This is a genomic window from Shinella sp. WSJ-2, from assembly GCF_003432075.1.
In the GTDB taxonomy this organism is placed as follows: domain Bacteria; phylum Pseudomonadota; class Alphaproteobacteria; order Rhizobiales; family Rhizobiaceae; genus Shinella.
The window spans coordinates 21,620-38,760 of sequence record NZ_QWBU01000011.1 but is presented as its reverse complement, the minus strand read 5'-3'; the positions used below and the strand labels follow the sequence as shown (position 1 = coordinate 38,760).

Here is a 17,141-nt window from a genome sequence, read left to right as displayed (position 1 = left end):
TTCCATTTCAAGAGGTTGGCCGAAAAAAATCAGCACTCGTCGGAAGTGGCTGCTAACATACTGTAATGCTACGAGAAAATCGAAGTTGAACGATGAAATTTGTTGATGATCGTGAACGATGGCGGCATCATTCCGGGGTCGAACAACGGAGATGAAAGCATGCGGTTTGCATCAGATCTGGAGCGCCAGCTCCAAGGCTACGGCCTGACAACTGCGCATATCCTTTATCGCATTCCCGACTTCGAATCCGTTCTCCAGACCTATGTCTGGCAGGACTACGATCTCGCCCCGGACTTTCCCGAAATGCACAAATTTCTAGATTTTTGGCAGACGTCGCTGGATGGGCCGTTGCACTCTGTGCGCTACACTCATCAGCGCCTGATCCGCGCGAACGAATGGCGGCGCGTCGAAGGCGAGTTCAGGCTGCACTGAACTGGCCGCAAAAAATTCTGCATCATGTCCTTGAAAGTCAGTTGAGGAAAAACCAGATCGATTGCCGCCAGCCGCTGGATCAGGGCTGGCCTTGCTGGGAGCGCCGTCTTTCGGCGCCCCGTACCCATGTTGCTTCAAGGAGGATATGGTTATGGCAACATCCTACGATTATGCGCCGCTCTTTCGGTCGAGCATCGGCTTTGACCGTGTGTTCAACCTGCTGGAAAACGCGCAGCGTGCGCGTTCAGTCAGCGACTGGCCGCCTTACGATATCGTCAAGACCGGCGATGACAGCTATCGAATTGCGATTGCTGTCGCTGGATTCTCGCGAGACGATCTCGACATAACCTTTCAGTCGAACCTGCTTACTGTGACCGGCAGGAAACAGGATGCGCCGGCGGAGGGTTACCTGCATCGCGGCATCGCGTCCCGGCCATTCGAGCATCGCTTCGAGCTTGCGGACCATGTTAGGGTCGACAGTGCAGACCTGAATAACGGTCTCCTCTCGATCGGACTTCTTCGCGAGATTCCGGAGGAGATGAAGCCGCGTAAGATTTCGATCGCGGGCGCGCCTGCGCTCGGAAAGCTCGAATCTCCCGCACAGATCGAGGGCCAGAAGGCCGCGTAAGAAGTGAACGATGCGACAACGGGCGCCGGTGGAGCGGCGCCCAATGGCATGACGGGTTGGGAAGGAGGAAAACATGAAACCCGATGTGTTTGCGAGACCTATCCAGATATTGATTGGTCTTGGGTTTCCCTTGGAAATCCGGACTGCGGCCGAGGCCTACAGGCATTTGGTCGAGTGGCCTCACCTGAACAAGGATGCCTCATACACTATAGCACTGAACGCATGCCGCGCAGCAATGCAGGGGGAGGTGGAGGTCGAGACCGCTCGCGGTCTCTATGTTGCTTTTGCCGAGAAGCACGACCTCCTGGTACCTCCGGGCGACCCTGTCATTGCCTACCGACGGCAGCGCGACCGCGATCCCCATATTCGATGAGGTGCGTATATGTTGGATGGAACGTTGCAGAAGGCTGCCAATGATGCGGTGATGATGGGGCCAGCGGTGTTAATCAACGGTAAGACTGAGCTTCGACGCCCCGGCGACATCGTCGATGCGCCATCTCTCTCAATCGACGACAAGAGGGCAATTCTTGCCGCATGGGCGTCGGATTATTACTCGGTGGAATCAAGGCCTGCACTTCGTCAGATTCCAGGCCTCGCCGAGCCCGTGACGATAGATGAACTTCAGTCGGCGCTGAAGGAGCTCGACCTCCGCTACGAGGCGTAGAGGACGAGGGGCTCCGATCACCGTCTCGCAGGGGAGGGGGTAAATCGGCGGCCTTCTGGGTTCTTTGCTCAGTTCTGTGTCGCACATCACTTGGCTATAGACCTGCAGCCTTGGTGAGATTGATCCGGAACCTGTCGCGCCGGCGCTGGTAGCGACGGGTCATTTCGGCCGAGGCATGGCCGAGCTGCTTCTGGACATAGCGCTCATCGACCTCGGCCGAAGAAGCCAGGCCGGCGCGCAGCGAATGCCCGGCAAACATTTGGCCGCGCTCGACCTCGGAAAGCTCACCACGCACGCCGGCGGCAAGCGCGGTCTTCTTGACGAGGCGCGCCACCTCCTGATCATTCAGACGGTCCGGCGCGACGTCCTTTCCCTTGCCGGTCACACGTCGGAAGAGGGGGCCTTTGGCGAGCTTGGCGAACCTGATCCAGTTTTCCAGCGCGGCGACGGGGCAGGTGGCGTCGGACGAGCCACGACCGATCTCGACCTCGCGCCAGCCGGTCTTGCCACGCAGGGTGAGCAGCGCACCCTTGTCGAGGATTTCGATCCAGCCCCGGCCGTCCTCGGTCTGATCGCGGCCGAGGTCCAGACCGGTGATTTCCGAACGGCGCAGGCCGCCGGCAAAACCGACGAGCAGCATTGCCCGATCCCTGATGCCGCGGAGGGTTCCCCGATCGAGGGTTTCCAGCATGGCGATGAGGTCTTCCGGCAGGAGCGCCTCCTTCTGCCGGGGCGGGGCGGCGTGCTTGTTGCGAATGCCGGCCATCACTGTTGCGATTGCGCGATCCTTTCGATCCAGGGGCATGCCGCGTTGTGAACAGTTCCAGCCGATGGCGGCGAGGCGCCGCTCGATCGTTGAGACGGAATTCGCCTTCATTCCGCGCTCGGCGGTCCCTGAAGCGCAGGCGGTGATGTAGAGCCCTACGACATGAGGATCCGGGGGGAGGGGGGATAGGTTGGAGCGCCGGCACCAGGCGGCAAAATGCTTCCAGTCGCTCGTATAGGCGCGGCGGGTGTTTTCGGAACTGGCCGCCTCGACGTAGCCGCGGGCGCGATCGATCAGATTCTGCAGGTGCCCCGGCAGGCTGGATATCGGCAGCGGGGACGGGGAGGGGGCGATATCAGGCAGATCGTCGTCGGCATCCGTGTCGCGGGCCATCACTACGCCGCCTCGATATCGGTTTGAGAAAAGTCGTTGCCGATAAACAGCAGCGGTTCGTCCGCCCGTTTTGCAAGTGCGTAGGAGAGGCAATCGGCAAAATTCAAGGCCGCCGGATGGCGGCCCTTGCCGTAGGCAAGCCAGGCTTGCGTCGCCAGATCCACGAGATCGGCATCGACCGGAATGGTGTTCGCCTCGATCTTGCTGAGCCACAGATCGATCTCGGCCAGCGCATGTTCGCCGCGCTTGCTGACCAGTACCATGCGCGCCTCAAGCACACAGGTCGCGGGAACCAGGCGGATTCGGTCAGCGACGAGGGCTTTTTCCAGCCGCATCGCTTCGGGCTCGTTGCGCAGGATCGCGACGATGGCGGAGGTATCGATCACCATCAGTTGGGAATTCCATGCTCGTCATAGCCGATGATCTCTTCATCGCTGCGGTTGTCCAGTTCGGGCAGTCGGCCCACCCGCTCCCGGATTGCCCGCAATTCGCCAAGCAGACGCTCTTGGGTCCCATCGCCGTATCCGAGGCGATGCAGACGTTCACTCAATGCCTGATGAATGGCCGCAGTCTTGCTGATACCTTGGCGGCGCGCCAATTCGTCCGCAAGTGCGACGGTTTCCGGGTTTTTGATGTTAAGAGACACAAGAGACTCCAATGATCTACCTTTTTTGCGATTTCTACCGCACAAGCGGAGTTATGTCAAATATGAACGATAATGCAAACTTATCGGACGTTTTATGCCGCCGACAGGCTGTGCGGTTCACACCGTTACCGCTAGCATAAACCGCGCATCTAATCTATGCTCCGTTGTATGGATTCGCTTCTGCCTGCCAAAGACCCAGCCCAAATCTGGTCGCCCCGCCTGCCAGGTTGGGCGCGGCTTCGAACTTACGACATAAGCGAATCCGACGCGGCCTTCTCTGCCGGTATCGCTCTGAAATCGCTCGACGATCTCATCCGAGCCAACCCACCATGGCTCGGCTGCTGCCGCGATCGACTCGCCTTAAAATCCGCCGCTGTCGCTGCCCGAATGCTCGGGCGAGGCGAGGAAGAAGCCGCCATCCGCGACGCTGTTTTGCTGACGGCCGTGGGCGACGATTCCGGCCCGGCCGGAAAACTGTTTCTGACCACACGATTGCTGGCGCGCCGAACCGGGACGATCACCACGCCGTTTGTTAGGGAAGTCGCCGAACTGCTGGGGATGGCGGGGACCGACAGCCTTGCCTCGATCCCCGAGATCGTCGATTCTGCAAATCAGTCCGGGCGAGCAGCGCCCTTCGCGGTAGCGGACCTGATAACGGCGATCTCTGCCGTTCGCCCGGACGCCGAGATGCTGGCCCTCGGCCTCGCCGAGCTCGTGCTGGCGCAAAAGCTGAACTGGCCGAAACCCGTGCCACTGCTACTTCCCGAGCGGTTTGGCCCGGCGTTCCGCACCATCGGCGGTCGCGGTCGCGTCCGGCCGGGTGAGCCAGCCTATCCGAAAGCGATCTGCCTGGCGCTGGTCGACGGCGTTGAGACAGCGCTACGGTCCGCGGCGGAAATCGATCGCCGCGCCGCGCGGTTGATGGCAGTGGCGCCGAAGGTGCGAACCAAAGGCGCCGAGCCGGTGATCCGTCGATTGCTGACCGAAGACGCCGTGCCGGCGTCCGCACCGGGGTCAAAACTGTCGCGCTGGGCGGCCAATCGACTGTTCGAGCGTCTGGAAAGTCTCGATGCGGTGCGCGAGCTCTCCGGCCGCGCCTCCTTTCGAATCTTCGGGTTGTGACGATGGCCGGATCTCCTGCTGCCAAGCAAACCCGTAAGGAGAGGACGAAGGTCGCAAGCGAACGCTTGTTTGATCGTGAGCTGGAGGACCTGCCGCCAGAAATGCGCTGGCGGGAATGGATGATGCGGGTGGAGGCGGTGATCTTTGCTTCCGCCGAACCGGTCAGCCGCGAGACACTGGCGCGGGTGGTGGGGAAAGATTGCAGCATCGATCTGCTGATCGACGACCTCGTCGAGGAGTTGCGCGACCGGCCCTATGAACTCGTGTCGGTCGCCGGCGGCTGGCAGCATCGGACCCGGCCACGGTTCGCCGAGACGATCCATGCGTCGTCGGCGCCGACACGAGGAGGGGCGGCGGCTTTGTCGCAGTTTGAGGCGATGGTGCTGATGGCGGTTGGATATTTCCAGCCGGTGACCCGCGGCGAGTTGTCGAAGATTTTTGGTAAAGAGGTGAGCCGTGACGTGATCGGAAATCTGCGCGGCGCTGGGTTCCTCGGCTCCGGGCCACGCAGTCCGACGCCAGGGGCGCCTTACACCTACGTTACGACGCCGCATTTTCTCTCGGCCTTCGGCATAGAGACGCTGCGCGACCTGCCAAACATCGAGGCGCTAGAGGATGCGGGCTTGCTCAGACGCGCGGGCGTTCAGAACGAGCCGCTTTCGTCTGAGACAGAGAGCGACGAAGAATAGACGAGAGTGGCAGCGTTTACGCTTTGTCGACCTGGCGGGTTCTTGCAACGCCTTTCCACAGTAGGGAAGGCCGCATCCTGCTGTCGTCGAGAATTCAAATAACGGCTCTGGGGACAGCGCAAAACTTGTAAGGCTTTCCAGTTTGGGGAAAGGGAGAACAGCTTTGATATTATCGCTTTCAATCTTGTATCTTCGATTGTTAAAGTTGCAGACGTGAACTTTTTCGCGGTAGTGTACTATGGATAACCGAGATATAAAATCGCGATGAAACGACTCCGAATTTTGCAAGTTGGTGATATTCATTTTCCGTGGTCAGAAAATGTCGCCCCAAGGGCCGATTTCGGCACCTCCCCCGATAACATTTCGGTAGTTTCCAGTTCGCTGAAAACTCCAGGAGTTGCCCTTAATAAACTGGCAGCTTCCATTAGAAATATCTGCGATCCAAAGCCAGATCTCGTGGTATTCGTCGGAGACTTCACCGTAAAAGGTGATCCAGACAACCTAGATAAAGCGGTGAAATATTGCCTAAATGGCCTGCTGAAGCCCATTTTTAGTCAAGAAGAGATCAGCGAACGGGTTTTGTTCGTACCCGGTAATCACGATGTCACCAGGCCGGTTGAGGGCAGCACCGACCCTTACGAGAAGTTCGAGACATACCGCCTTGCCATGGAAAACAATGGAATTACCAATCACTCAACGAGGAATTTTGGCCGAGTCACAGTGCCCGTGAGCGGCAGCACTGTATCGGCGTTGGGGATCAATACTTGCCTCGGGTGCGGGGAATTCCGAGCGCTTCCATCAAAACTGAGAACAGCAATTTCTGAAGCGATAAACGGATATCATATCCCGGCCACGGCGCCTAAACTAATTGAAGATGTATCGGAAATCGCTGAGCAACTGGACATGCCGCTGCTCGACCGAAAGGACATTGATGGGCTCGACGTCGAACTCACTGGGATCCACGGCAAGTCTCCCATCATTGTGGGGCATCATAACCTCCTGCCACAGAAAGAGACACGGGTACTGCCATACGGCGAACTAATTAATTCAGGCGTGCTACGCGAGGTCCTCGCCACGAAGGACTACCCTGTATTGTATCTGCACGGGCATATACATTCTGACCCGATAGAGTTGATACGCGATCCCCTCCATCACGACGGCGGGATATTGTCCATATCAGCGCCGATGATCACGGACGGTGTCAATATAGTTGATCTTTATCTTGATGCCGATCTTGAGCCGATCGGCGTCGATATAATACCTTGGCGATTTTCACCGACCCTTCAATTAGTAAGGAACCGCTCTCTTCGCATTTCCATGGCACACGGGGAAAATCGGCTTGCGTCACTTCCGGAGGAAGCGCGACGCATCTTCAGATATCTTGTGCATGCTGGCGACGCCGCTCATCGGCACCTTAGCCAGTTATCCGACGAACTAGGTTTAGATATCGATTTGATTGCGAGGAATTGCGAAGCGTTATCATGGGCTGGTCTAGTGCATGTTGCGAACGCGCATAAGTCACCACCCAAATGGGACATTAGGTTAGCGATATGAAAAATCCCGGCGCAGGTTCACTCGACAATCCCTTCTCTGTGCGACGGTGGGAGTTCGAAACCGATCACGTCGTCTGGGTCCCAGCCAAGGCAAAGAAGGTATTGGGACAATCTCCCTGCCACATTCAAGGAGTGCGCGGCTCCGGAAAGACAGCTTTACTTAGGCTGTCCGATTACTATACCAGAAAATCGAGTAGAATGCATGTATTCAATCCGTCTAACACCGTAGATAGGTGCTTAGGCGTCTACGTAAACTTCCTTGACGAGTTTACAGAGTACTTCGATTTATATGACCAATCTGAATATTATTATAATTATACGATACTTTATTGTTACGCCAAGGTATTCGATCTTCTCGACGATGCAAATCGAGACGGTGTGTTGACAATCAAGTTGGCTACCGAAACCGAAATTGTGAAGAAAATCACCCTACGCTTCGACATCAAGCCCAGCAAATACGAAACTATAGATTCGTTCGTATCCCTCGCGTCATTTCTGCGGCGTCACTGCAGAAAGCTAAGGGACGCAGCGCTTTCTGGATCGTCAGAAACTCCAGAGATAATATTGATGATCTCTGGGATCGAATTCGCTGATTGGGTGTGCTCGAAACTGCGAGAGACTGACGTCCTCACTTCAGACGGAGCAAATTATTTTATAAAAATTTCGGTCGATGACGCGCACCTCGCAAGCCCAGATTCACAGAAGAGAATAAACAATATCCTTTATCGAAGCCAGGCACCCATATTCTGGAATATTGCCTACGTTGAAGGTCAGTTTGACCCGTTCGCAATCGACAACCGAATGAAGTATGTTACTGCGCACGATCGCGAATTTGTTGATTTAAATTACCGAGATGAGCCCCGCGAGTTTTCATTCATTTGTGAGAAAATTTTTGAGATTCGCGTCACTAAGGAACTTGCGAGCGTCGCTACTGAGCAACCGTCTGATGGGCCCGTTGATCTTAAAAGCTACATCGGTCGTTTGTCATTTGAAGAAATGTTCGAACGAATGCTAGCAAAGTCCAAGAAACGTTCCGTCTTGGATTCTCTCAACGAATATAAAGAGGCTATTGCCGGCGCAATGGATCGCCCTAATAAGGTAAAGTCTTATCAGGCTTTCTTGGCAAGTTGCATCTTCCCATCAATTTCCGAGCTTCGAAACTTCCTCGATCAGAGAACTTCAGAACAGATTGATAACTACTTCAGGCAAAAAGGCGCTGCAGCCTTGGCCGTTGGAGCGCGGAGATTGGAACTGTCGGTCCCGTACGAAGGATTTAATACTTTGATGTACTTGGCTGACGGTTGCCTCCGTGACTTCCTATCGCTGTGTTCTGAACTATTTGAGCTTGATCAAGAACGCCCTCCCGCGAAACGTGCATTTTTCCACGGTGATCACTTACCGACAGAACTGCAAACGCGAGCATTCACTTCGTATGCGAAAAAATATTCGGCAGGCTTGCATGATCCTCGGCAGCCTTACTCACGTGAGTTGTCGAAGTTGATCCGCGGACTTGGGCACCTCACCTATCTCTTACAAACTGAAGACTATCGCATAGCAAGCCTTCTCCCCGACCGTGGAATATTCCGTATCGATTTCGAGCCTAGCCAACGCTCTCTATTCCTGGAAGAAGATCGGGCCTATGAGCGGTTAGTGCGTGAGATACTCAAAGAGGCAGTTTACACAGGGGCCGCTCGAATAGAGGATGGCAGTATCGGCATTAGCACGACTATCGACCTCCGGCTCGCAGGAGTTTTGTCTCCTGAGTTGCAGTTGGCGCCGAGAAAACCATTCCGAATATCGTCTATTTCGTACCTGCAGCTCCGCGACCTGATCTCACCTCAAAGTGGGATGGAGGCTGAGGATTGGAGCTATCGGGTTTACAACCAACTCAGCGAAAATATACCTAGTGAAATCGCTCATGAAACTTTGAACCCAAGGATGTTGTAATGATGCTCGGCCGGTTCGAATACTTCATGGAAAGTAATAAGGATGCCTCTGAAGTTGACGAGCGCTTTATTTCCTTTACATCAAAAAATGTGATTGATGCTGCTCCAGAGCTTGAGTCTATCATTGATCCTTTTAGTTCCACAATACTTACTCCAGCAGCATCCATAAAGATAATGCGCGAGACAAAGAATGCTATCATTCGCGCTTTAAACAATGGTTCGCGTGGACGTAATGTCGCGCTCAATATGGACGAGTTTTCACGTTCGTCAATTTGTTTAATAATTGGATGCATTATTTCCTTTTCATATTTTAAGACGATACGTCTTACGTATTCCACGAATAAATATAAGATTGCCGGTTCCGACCTTGTAGAAATGCTTCAGGGGGATGAGTTTTGGTTTCGCGTTCATGACTTTCCGTCGAAGTTAACCGCAATACCATACTTGGGTGGTCGCTTTGACGCCTCAAAATCGAAGTCAGTTTTTGTCTGCGGTGGTCTAGATTTTGGCCGCGTCCTGAATGTTTCCGCCCGCTGGGAGCCGTCGAAAATCTTTCTTGTGTCGCCGGAGGAATACGTTTCAATGAAAGATCCTGCCCTGGTTAATGCGTATGATTTCCTCCTGGCGGAGCATTATACGGTCGGTAGGCTTGATGTGCCGAACTTGATTTACGCACTCAACGAGTGGAAAGATTCGACGCTAAAAGATCGGCTGCAGCCCTTGTTGGTTATCGGCGGCTGGAAGATACATTCTATAATTTCCTGCCTTTGGGCGATCGAGAATACTAGAACGCCAGCGTTTCTTTGTGTTCCAGATTTTATCTCGCCAGGCGTTACGAGAGATGTGGGGGAAAGGTGGAGTCTTGTGATAACGGATACATCGACTGTGATCTAAATGGACTATCGATCGATAGCGCGCATCGAATTAGTCCCAGCACCGTAGGTGGACGTCTTGATGTAAGGAATTCGAAAGCCGGCAGCCTCAATGGATGCGGGAAAGTCGAAGCACTATAGGCGTTCGCTACGGCGCGTTGCCTTAAGCCATTCCGGAGGTGATCCATTCCACTAAGATTTGAGGTGTTCCTCGATCGCGCGAAGGATGCTCGAGAAGCCACGCCCTTGCGAATATAATAGAATGCGATCACCACGGTGTTCCCTGATGAATTCCGTCGCTGCGTGTTTTGCAGAGAGCCAACTCACAACAAAAATGTCCGCGTTCTCAGCCAAGGCCTTTAGGCGGACGGATCCTCCATGATCTGCAGCACAATCGACGTTCGCAGTTGGGGCCATTTCCTCTATGGCATTCTTGGCTTGACGGCTCGACGTCTCAGTTAGCGAGTAAATCGCGATCCGCAGCCCTTTCAGTTTCTGGCTAACGTCATCGACCGGTACGGATTCGACGTTCGTGCCGAGCGTATCCAGCGACCATCCAAGTTCGCTGGCGAGGCGCTTTACGGCTATCCGCTGAATGATACTCAACCGCCCGTAAAGTGGTGCCGTCCTAGCGAGGATGCTGTGAAGGAAGGCTTCGCGACTCTTGGCGTCCGGTGCGCTAGCCCGCATGAAGCTCTCGATCGTGTCGAGAACCCAGTAGATCATATCGGTGCCAAAGGCTTGCCCTGCCAACTCGTTGATATCTGCGATTAGTGATGCGTAATCCGCCTCGTTTATCCCTACTGTCAGGAGCGCCTCCACCAATACCTGGCTGGATTCGTAGACCGTGCCGCTGCGTGTCGAATTCAGCGCGAACAGGGTGAGGAGGTTCGCATAGATAGGCGCTAACACGGGTGCGGGGAAAGCAGCGTCTTGCTGAAGCCACGCCACTAGGAAAGGAAGGGCCTGCGCCGTCCTTTCCGATGCGAGCGGGTCATCCTGGGCGCGGTTGAGCGCCGTCACGAACGCAGCAACCTGGGACGGATCGCGCGCGGACGATTGAACAGACCACTCGTCTTTTCCGTGACGGGCTATCTCGAGAGCGTTGGTGAAGGACGGATCAGCCGTTTTTTCGAGCCACTCGATCCATGATGATGGAACACCGGCTGGAGCGTCTGCCTCGATAAGGCGAAATGCGGCGCTGAAGGGCTCGGCATCCCGAACTAAAGCGAGCTCCGCCGGCGCAAGCTTCTCCAGGGCGGCCAATGCTGCAGCAACGTTGTCGACAGCCTCGACCGCGTCCACCTGAACCAACGCGGCACGAGCATCGTCGAGTGGTGAGGTCGTTAGTGTCGAGGTTGCAAGAGGCGCGATAGCGCCAAGGTGCGTTTCCAGCTCGCCAGCAAGCCAGCCTAGCGAAGACTGATCGCCAGCAAGCGCTTCCTGAATATCTGACCGCGATGGCGACACCACCATTTCGAGGGCGTAGAGTTTCAACCCGCCGGGGGTTAAGGTCGATGGCAACGGCACAGAAAGCATCGGCTGAGCCAGGTCGTGAACGGTCGCTCGGTAGGTGTTATGGACGCTGGCGCTATCGCCAGCATCGAAAAAATCCGCCAGATGCGTGCGGTACAGCGCTTCCAGCAAGAGTGCGCTAATCGCGGGTGGTCTGCGAGCGAGCCGCAAGCTGCTAAAGCCTGCCAGCGAGACGATCGCTGCCCAGTCGCCGAACGCCGCAAGAAGTTGAACCTCGAGGAATTTGGTATTCAGTGCATCGAGCCGCAGTTCATCCTTGAGCCGCTCCAAAATAACAGTCGCGGCATTCCGGCGCCCGACGTTGAGATTGTCTTGAAACCTCGCCAGGAGCCAACTTGTAGGTTCTGGGACCGCGGATTGAAGATCGGGTGCGCGGGCGATCGTTTCACGGACGCGCATGAGCGCGCGCAAGGCCGACAAGACACTTTTGCGGTCTTGCGGGATTTGAATGACGCAGGTTGCGGCGGGCTGTGTCTGAGCAAGCCTTTGAGCAGTTGGTTCGCCAGGCGGGAGTGGCGCTGTGATGCCGCTGAAGGACGTCAAGGTCGGCCCCGCAAAGGCCTTGAGGACCGGCGCCAGCCTGCGCCAGGCCATCATTGTTGTCGCGGCGACCAAGATTTGCAGCCGACCGGCTGAATTTGTAATTGGAACAAGAGCGCCTGGAAATGCAGCATCCACGATAGTCGTGCGAAGCTGCCTGCAAACGTCCTCGACGTCGGGACCAAAGGTCGAGGTCGTCGACACCGTTTCGAGGTCAGAAAGAACCGATTGTGCGTCTGCAATATCAGAACCGATCATTTCAGGAGCCCTTCCCACCGCGACTCCAATTCGATCGTCTGCTCCGCTACGGACGCAGGATCTGTCCGGAGGATAAGATGTTCTCCGTTAATCGATATTCCGTTTAGCGTGAGATTCATTGACCCGCTCAAGAAAAAATCGGCACCGAGGAGACCCTTTGCGTGAAAATCCTTTTCGATTGTCCACCGCACCTGATCCCCGAAGATTGCTTTCAATGTCTGTAACTTCGCGATGAAGTATTCGTTGTGGCCGTGCTCGCGGATGATCAGGCGAACCTGCTGGCCGCGCGACAGAAGCGCCCGCAGCACCTCGGATAATCTTATCGGTGCGCTCGGCCAGTCCGGTTGGACCGACGCAAACTGTCGGGCAGAATTATCGATAACCTCGATGTCGGAAATCCACGCAAAGAAAAACCAGAGCTTCGGGCTAGGGCTGAGCAACTCTGCTATAAAAAGGCTCTGAAAGAGATCGCGAACCGCGCGCGACTGGGCGGGACCGTGCAGGTCACGTGAAGGTCCGAGCATCAGATTTGCTCCCGCAGTGTCAAAGTGCACAGGATCCGACCGGATGCTCGGTCGATACGTTCGACGACCGGGAAGAACTGCAGGACCCCGACATTAATCGGCGTTGCCGCGAGAACCACCATTGCTTCGCGTAGCGCCCCCGCATTTTCCGAAGCGGCGGCCAACTGGCAAATCCCATGCGTTTCGAATGCTTGGCTCAGTTGGGCAAACCAGTCGGGGGCGGCGAGTTCGACAGTTGGCGTAGACCTCGTCAGCACCATGTGGCGGACCAAAGCCGGGTCGGTGGTGCGCGGCTGCCGATAGGGATTATACGATTGAAGGGAGCGTAGCCGCACCTCTTCGGCCCGCGGCCAAAGCAAACTGGTGATGGCCGCCAGCACCGTGACGTTTCCGATCGCTGCTGTTGGCAGAGTGGCCGACAGAAACGAACGAACAGATGACGACAAAGCGGCGTCCTTGCTGCAAATGTAGGCGAATTCTCTGAGCCCGATCGACATTGCATATCGATCCTCGAGGAGGTCCCATTGAGATTGCAGATCGAGCAGAAGGTGGTCCAGTTGGGGTCCGCTACCGGCGCGCAAAAGGCGAATGTTCAGGGATACGGAAAGCGCATGGCTGACATCGATACCGCCCAGTCGTGTGAGACGTTGGGAGAGGGATCTCCAAAGAACAGCGCGCTCGCCATGCGAGTTGGTTGCACGCAATTGCGCAATTTCTCCCGCCAAGTTCGCGTCACTGAGGGCAAGATGGAGGATCTGGCGGAGGCCAGGGTCAACCAGTTCCAGATCGGTTGGAGCGAGAGATGCTTCGAGCGCCGTCAGGAAAATCTGAGGTTCGGATGCGAATTTTTCGGCAAAGGCTTGGAGAACGCCCGCCCCACCCAACGTCGCCTCGGTGATCCAGACGCTTGTATCGCCGCTCTCCTGGTCGTCACGAATGTCGACCAGAAGTGTGTCGACTGTTGCGTGCCGCGGTGCAGCGGCGATGCACGCCTGTAGCATTGCCTCTCCGAGCGTTTCCAGAATTAGAGCCCGAAGCCATGCCCCGAACGCTACCGGATCTGGTGCGCAAAGGAGTTGCGCTATTATCCGCATACGTTCTCGAACGATCGGTAGGCTGACCTGGTTCGCAAGTGCCTGCTGCAGGCGCCCCGGTCCTCGTCGCCGTTGAGCCGGCGGCGTGCCGACGCCGGCGTTGGCTGCGTCTTCGTCGTGCTCATCGTCGTCGTCCTCGTCATCCGGAACGACAGGCGGGAGCGCACCGAATAATTCGCTCATTGTGTCGTGGAAGATGCCTTCGAACCGAGGCTCGCTCAACACGTCCGAAACGACCTCCGGCAAGGAACGCTCTGTGTTGGCGGCATCCGCCAAAAGCGCCGAGACCATGATCTGGAAAAGCCATTCACGTTGGAATGGATTGAGGTCGCCAGGAAGGCCCGGGTCTTTCTTGAAAGCGTCACGCGCGAAATTCACCCTACTTGTCGCAAGCAACGATTCAGGAAGGGAGTTTACCGCGTCCTCGAAGCCCTCAGGCAGCCTCACATCGATCCGAAGGCCGTCAACCTCAAGCTCGAAACCAAGTGCGGCTGGCCGACCATCATCACTCTTGAAATGCACCGTAACGGGAAAATCGTCCTGTAGGGTCCGCACATTTGCATGCGCGGTTGACGCAAACCTGCGCACGCTGACGCTTGATCGAAAGCGGTGAAGGAAGAAGTCTATCGATCCAACCAACCGGCGCCAGCTTGAGCGAGGCGGGATGGGGACATTCAGGGCATCGCCATTCACAACGATGTCTGTTTGCCATGCGAGCCTCGCGTTGCTGCTCGGCAACGCGTCACTACGGGCAGCCTTTGTCAGGCGGACCGTCCAGGGACGAAATACAAGGATCGGCGCCGCGCCCACGTGTTCGTTGAACCGGCCAGCGAACTCTCCGACAAACTCGTGTTCCTCTGCGTAGTCGCTGATCCGGCAATCTTGTTCGGGATGTGAGGGGTCGACCGGCACCCAATGCGACAATGCGCCCCTTTCAGGGGCAAACCGTCGCGTGACACGCCCAGGCGCCAATTGATTGAGGCCCTGGAGAATGGGCATCATCTCCACCCGTTCGTCGTGATTTGCCGTTGCCGGAGGCAGGATGATCCTGATTTCCGGTAGGCTGAGGTCGCTGAAAAGGCTCCGCGGGACAAAATCTGGGAGAGGGTGATAATCGATCTTTAGATCAAGTTCGCCGGCCTGGCTCGGAAAAGCCAGCCGCCAGTTGCGAAATAGCCGCCGCACCAGAGTCGGGATCGCCTCGAGCAGAAGCGAGCGTGGCGGCTCCCAGAGAAGAGTGTTGGCCGTGGCCGCATCAATGCCCAATGCCGACGTGAGGTGTCGGGCGAGGTCGTCAATAGTGGCTTGATTGCCCTGAATGAGATCGGAGAGCATTGCCTTGCTGCGATCCAACACGGTCCGGACAGCATGGCTGGGGTGGTCCTGCGGTCGACTCAGCAAGTCCCACTGCCACGCCTTCTCGTAGCCTGCTGTTCGCGCGGCCAACCAATCGAACATGGCGTAGACAGCTTGGATCTTCAAAACATATGGGTTTCGGATCGGAAGGTTCTGCGGCTCGAGCGCGGGATCAAACAGGTGTTCGTACGCCTGATAAAAAACCCGATCGCGTCCATAGTCCGACAGGACAGTAAGCGTGATGGGGCGCATCGCTCGTGCGCGGCCGGCACGCCCCTTTCGCTGCAGGAACGATGCCATGCCACGTGGGGCCTTGTGTTGGATGACAGCACCGACCGTGGGATCGTTGAAGCCGACCTCGAGCGCCGTCGTGGCGACAACGATATTGGCTAACTGATTGACCCCAGCGTCCTGAGACGTCGTACGACCGACTACCAACCGTCTGTCGAGGGGGTGGTGACCAATATCTTCGCAAACCCGCCATCGCTGTCCCTCGACATCACGCAGTGCCGCGTCACCGCCGTCGCCGCGCATGGCCGCGAGCGGGCGGCGCTGATTGTCCGGTTGTCCGAAAATGGTGTACGCCTCTGCATCGCGCAGGTCGTCATAGAGTCGGTTTGTAACGTCGAGATCGTCCGTAAACAGAAATGCGCGACGGCCAAAAGCCCCGGAGACCTCTGCTGCTCCTGGCGGATCGAGAAGGCGCGGTACAAGCATCGCCGTCTGGATCGTGGTCGAAAGCAATGACGCGCGCGAGGTCGGATCGCCCCGAAGCAAGATCTGGTATTCGGCGCCTTCCTCCTCATACTCCGCTAGCGTCGGCGTAATCTCGACGACGCGATCGGGATGCGCTCCCGTCAGATCAGCAAAGAAATGCGACGCGTTGCCCAAGGTCGCCGACAAGCCGACCCAGGATATCGGCGACGCCAGTAGATGCCGCCATCGCCTGAGCGTTAAAGCGGCCTGAGCGCCTGATACGCCTTCATAGGTGTGGACTTCGTCAAGAAGACCAAAGAACGGGCGTTTGGCCTGGGGGAGACCAACGCCAAACAAGCCGCGCATCCAAGGATCGGAGAGCCGCTGATTCAGCATTTCGGTCGTCGTGAATAGAATATCCGGCGGCTGGCGCTGCATCCGCTCGCGCGTGAGCACGATTTCCGGTTCACTCACCGCCCCGCTGCACTCGGGTCGGGCGCAGCTGAGGCGCTCGGTTGCCGCCTCGATGTCGGCCCGTCGCCAGATCAGCTCGTTCGCGCAGGTCGGGCAGCGCAAGAATGGGCAAACAAAGTCTTGTCCCCGTCGGCTCCATTCCTTGTCTGCGAGTTCCTTCTCGGTGGCACGTCGTGGTGAGGATCGAAACAATGCACCGATTTTCATTGGCCGTCGCCCGTGCTGTGCCAGCGCTCCTGCGACGGTACGGGCCATCCGGAACGCTTCGCCGAACTGGTCCTTGAGCAGTTCAGTGCGGGGGTATATCGCAACCGCTTTGACCCAGTGGTCCGCGCCGATCGCTTCGCCGATCCGGATCATCGCCGGCAAATAGAACGCGATCGTCTTGCCGCTACCCGTGCCGGCAGTGACGATCGTACCGCCATCGTCGGTCGGAACGGTTAGCCTGACGGCGGCGCGTTCCTGGAAGGCCGCCAATTTCATGTCGGGCAGTGCGGTCAACGACCGAAAGAGATCTCGGCGCAGTGGGGTGGACGCGAGGATCGCGGCATGGTCGGTCAGGATGGCTTCTGGCAATCGGTCACGCTTGGGAAATCGCCGTGGCCGCCGGTCAACACGGAAGTCAGAGACAAGATGCGGCGCGCCCTGCCATGGCTTGTTCGGGAACAACTGACGGTTCGCCGCTGCCAAGCGCATCATTTCACCGAAACGAGATCGCAACCGGATCTCGCCGCCTGGGTTCTGCAACTCGAAGATAACCCGAGCGGCAATCAATTCTTCAATGGCATCGTCCGCTGCTGACGCGCTTCCGGCGGAGACCACCGATCTCGCCAGCGCAAGCACTTCACCCTCGCTCAGAGAACCGTCCGTGAAACCCCATTCAAGCGACCGCATTTCGATAGCTTCGATGAGATCCAGTAGCTTGGCTGCATTGAGCGAGAGCGCCATCAAA

General features: G+C 56.8%; 15 protein-coding genes. 9 read left to right on the top strand and 6 right to left on the bottom strand.

Annotated elements, in window-relative coordinates:
- Positions 1-159: 159 nt before the first annotated feature.
- From D0Y60_RS19950 to D0Y60_RS19935, 4 genes are all read left to right on the top strand, one after another.
- Positions 160-432: an usg protein gene (locus D0Y60_RS19950; protein WP_117371776.1), complete on the top strand. Its 273-nt coding sequence runs from the start codon at positions 160-162 to the stop codon at positions 430-432.
- A 151-nt stretch (positions 433-583) separates the two neighbouring features.
- Complete coding sequence (locus tag D0Y60_RS19945; protein WP_117371717.1) at positions 584-1,060, top strand: Hsp20 family protein; 477 nt, start codon at positions 584-586, stop codon at positions 1,058-1,060.
- Positions 1,061-1,133: 73 nt separating this feature from the next.
- Complete coding sequence (locus D0Y60_RS19940) at positions 1,134-1,433, top strand: DUF982 domain-containing protein (RefSeq protein ID WP_117371716.1); 300 nt, start codon at positions 1,134-1,136, stop codon at positions 1,431-1,433.
- A gap of 9 nt (positions 1,434-1,442) precedes the next feature.
- The gene (locus tag D0Y60_RS19935; protein WP_117371715.1) at positions 1,443-1,724 is read left to right on the top strand and encodes a hypothetical protein; all 282 of its coding nucleotides are present in this window, start codon (positions 1,443-1,445) and stop codon (positions 1,722-1,724) included.
- 94 nt (positions 1,725-1,818) lie between these two features.
- Here D0Y60_RS19935 and D0Y60_RS19930 read toward each other — a convergent pair whose 3' ends face one another.
- Genes D0Y60_RS19930 through D0Y60_RS19920 form a run of 3 tightly spaced genes read right to left on the bottom strand, consistent with a single transcriptional unit; the run spans position 1,819 to position 3,529 of the window.
- Positions 1,819-2,883 carry a tyrosine-type recombinase/integrase gene (locus D0Y60_RS19930; protein ID WP_117371714.1) on the bottom strand — a complete coding sequence of 355 codons (1,065 nt, stop codon included), beginning with the start codon at positions 2,881-2,883 and terminating at the stop codon, positions 1,819-1,821.
- Between the two features lie 2 nt (positions 2,884-2,885).
- Entirely contained in the window at positions 2,886-3,272 is a 387-nt protein-coding gene (locus tag D0Y60_RS19925; protein WP_117371713.1) for a type II toxin-antitoxin system VapC family toxin, read from the bottom strand.
- Entirely contained in the window at positions 3,272-3,529 is a 258-nt protein-coding gene (locus D0Y60_RS19920; protein WP_117371775.1) for a type II toxin-antitoxin system VapB family antitoxin, read from the bottom strand. Before D0Y60_RS19920 ends, D0Y60_RS19925 begins: the two co-directional genes overlap by 1 nt.
- A 168-nt stretch (positions 3,530-3,697) precedes the next feature.
- Between D0Y60_RS19920 and D0Y60_RS19915 the strand changes: the two genes are divergently transcribed.
- The 5 genes from D0Y60_RS19915 to D0Y60_RS19895 all read left to right on the top strand — a co-directional run bounded on the left by D0Y60_RS19915 (position 3,698) and on the right by D0Y60_RS19895 (position 9,733).
- On the top strand, positions 3,698-4,651 hold the full coding sequence (locus D0Y60_RS19915; RefSeq protein ID WP_245409246.1) for a DUF1403 family protein: 954 nt from the start codon (positions 3,698-3,700) through the stop codon (positions 4,649-4,651).
- Between the two features lie 2 nt (positions 4,652-4,653).
- A complete protein-coding gene (locus D0Y60_RS19910; protein ID WP_117371711.1) occupies positions 4,654-5,340 on the top strand; it encodes an SMC-Scp complex subunit ScpB in 687 nt (228 codons plus the stop codon).
- Positions 5,341-5,604: 264 nt separating this feature from the next.
- Positions 5,605-6,894 carry a metallophosphoesterase gene (locus D0Y60_RS19905; protein ID WP_117371710.1) on the top strand — a complete coding sequence of 430 codons (1,290 nt, stop codon included), beginning with the start codon at positions 5,605-5,607 and terminating at the stop codon, positions 6,892-6,894.
- Positions 6,891-8,840 (top strand): hypothetical protein, encoded by a 1,950-nt coding sequence (locus D0Y60_RS19900; protein WP_147324544.1) that lies wholly within the window; start codon positions 6,891-6,893, stop codon positions 8,838-8,840. Before D0Y60_RS19905 ends, D0Y60_RS19900 begins: the two co-directional genes overlap by 4 nt.
- The gene (locus tag D0Y60_RS19895) at positions 8,840-9,733 is read left to right on the top strand and encodes a hypothetical protein (protein ID WP_117371708.1); all 894 of its coding nucleotides are present in this window, start codon (positions 8,840-8,842) and stop codon (positions 9,731-9,733) included. The genes D0Y60_RS19900 and D0Y60_RS19895 overlap by 1 nt, the downstream gene beginning before the upstream one ends.
- Positions 9,734-9,903: 170 nt before the next feature.
- Here D0Y60_RS19895 and dpdD read toward each other — a convergent pair whose 3' ends face one another.
- The 3 genes from dpdD to dpdJ are packed head-to-tail and all read right to left on the bottom strand — an operon-like array spanning position 9,904 to position 17,137.
- Positions 9,904-12,045: a protein DpdD gene (gene dpdD / locus D0Y60_RS19890; protein WP_117371707.1), complete on the bottom strand. Its 2,142-nt coding sequence runs from the start codon at positions 12,043-12,045 to the stop codon at positions 9,904-9,906.
- Complete coding sequence (dpdK, locus tag D0Y60_RS19885; protein ID WP_117371706.1) at positions 12,042-12,569, bottom strand: phospholipase D-like domain-containing protein DpdK; 528 nt, start codon at positions 12,567-12,569, stop codon at positions 12,042-12,044. The genes dpdD and dpdK overlap by 4 nt, the downstream gene beginning before the upstream one ends.
- Positions 12,569-17,137 carry a protein DpdJ gene (dpdJ, locus tag D0Y60_RS19880; protein ID WP_117371705.1) on the bottom strand — a complete coding sequence of 1,523 codons (4,569 nt, stop codon included), beginning with the start codon at positions 17,135-17,137 and terminating at the stop codon, positions 12,569-12,571. The genes dpdK and dpdJ overlap by 1 nt, the downstream gene beginning before the upstream one ends.
- Positions 17,138-17,141: the final 4 nt, after the last annotated feature.

Bases quoted from the DNA above. Each gene is read 5' to 3' on its own strand.
- D0Y60_RS19950 (WP_117371776.1), top strand. From the start codon at position 160: ATGCGGTTTGCATCAGATCTGGAGCGCCAGCTCCAAGGCTACGGCCTG.
- D0Y60_RS19945 (WP_117371717.1), top strand. From the start codon at position 584: ATGGCAACATCCTACGATTATGCGCCGCTCTTTCGGTCGAGCATCGGC.
- D0Y60_RS19940 (WP_117371716.1), top strand. From the start codon at position 1,134: ATGAAACCCGATGTGTTTGCGAGACCTATCCAGATATTGATTGGTCTT.
- D0Y60_RS19935 (WP_117371715.1), top strand. From the start codon at position 1,443: ATGTTGGATGGAACGTTGCAGAAGGCTGCCAATGATGCGGTGATGATG.
- D0Y60_RS19930 (WP_117371714.1), bottom strand. From the start codon at position 2,883: ATGGCCCGCGACACGGATGCCGACGACGATCTGCCTGATATCGCCCCC.
- D0Y60_RS19925 (WP_117371713.1), bottom strand. From the start codon at position 3,272: ATGGTGATCGATACCTCCGCCATCGTCGCGATCCTGCGCAACGAGCCC.
- D0Y60_RS19915 (WP_245409246.1), top strand. From the start codon at position 3,698: ATGGATTCGCTTCTGCCTGCCAAAGACCCAGCCCAAATCTGGTCGCCC.
- D0Y60_RS19910 (WP_117371711.1), top strand. From the start codon at position 4,654: ATGGCCGGATCTCCTGCTGCCAAGCAAACCCGTAAGGAGAGGACGAAG.
- D0Y60_RS19905 (WP_117371710.1), top strand. From the start codon at position 5,605: ATGAAACGACTCCGAATTTTGCAAGTTGGTGATATTCATTTTCCGTGG.
- D0Y60_RS19900 (WP_147324544.1), top strand. From the start codon at position 6,891: ATGAAAAATCCCGGCGCAGGTTCACTCGACAATCCCTTCTCTGTGCGA.
- D0Y60_RS19895 (WP_117371708.1), top strand. From the start codon at position 8,840: ATGATGCTCGGCCGGTTCGAATACTTCATGGAAAGTAATAAGGATGCC.
- dpdD (WP_117371707.1), bottom strand. From the start codon at position 12,045: ATGATCGGTTCTGATATTGCAGACGCACAATCGGTTCTTTCTGACCTC.
- dpdK (WP_117371706.1), bottom strand. From the start codon at position 12,569: ATGCTCGGACCTTCACGTGACCTGCACGGTCCCGCCCAGTCGCGCGCG.
- dpdJ (WP_117371705.1), bottom strand. From the start codon at position 17,137: ATGGCGCTCTCGCTCAATGCAGCCAAGCTACTGGATCTCATCGAAGCT.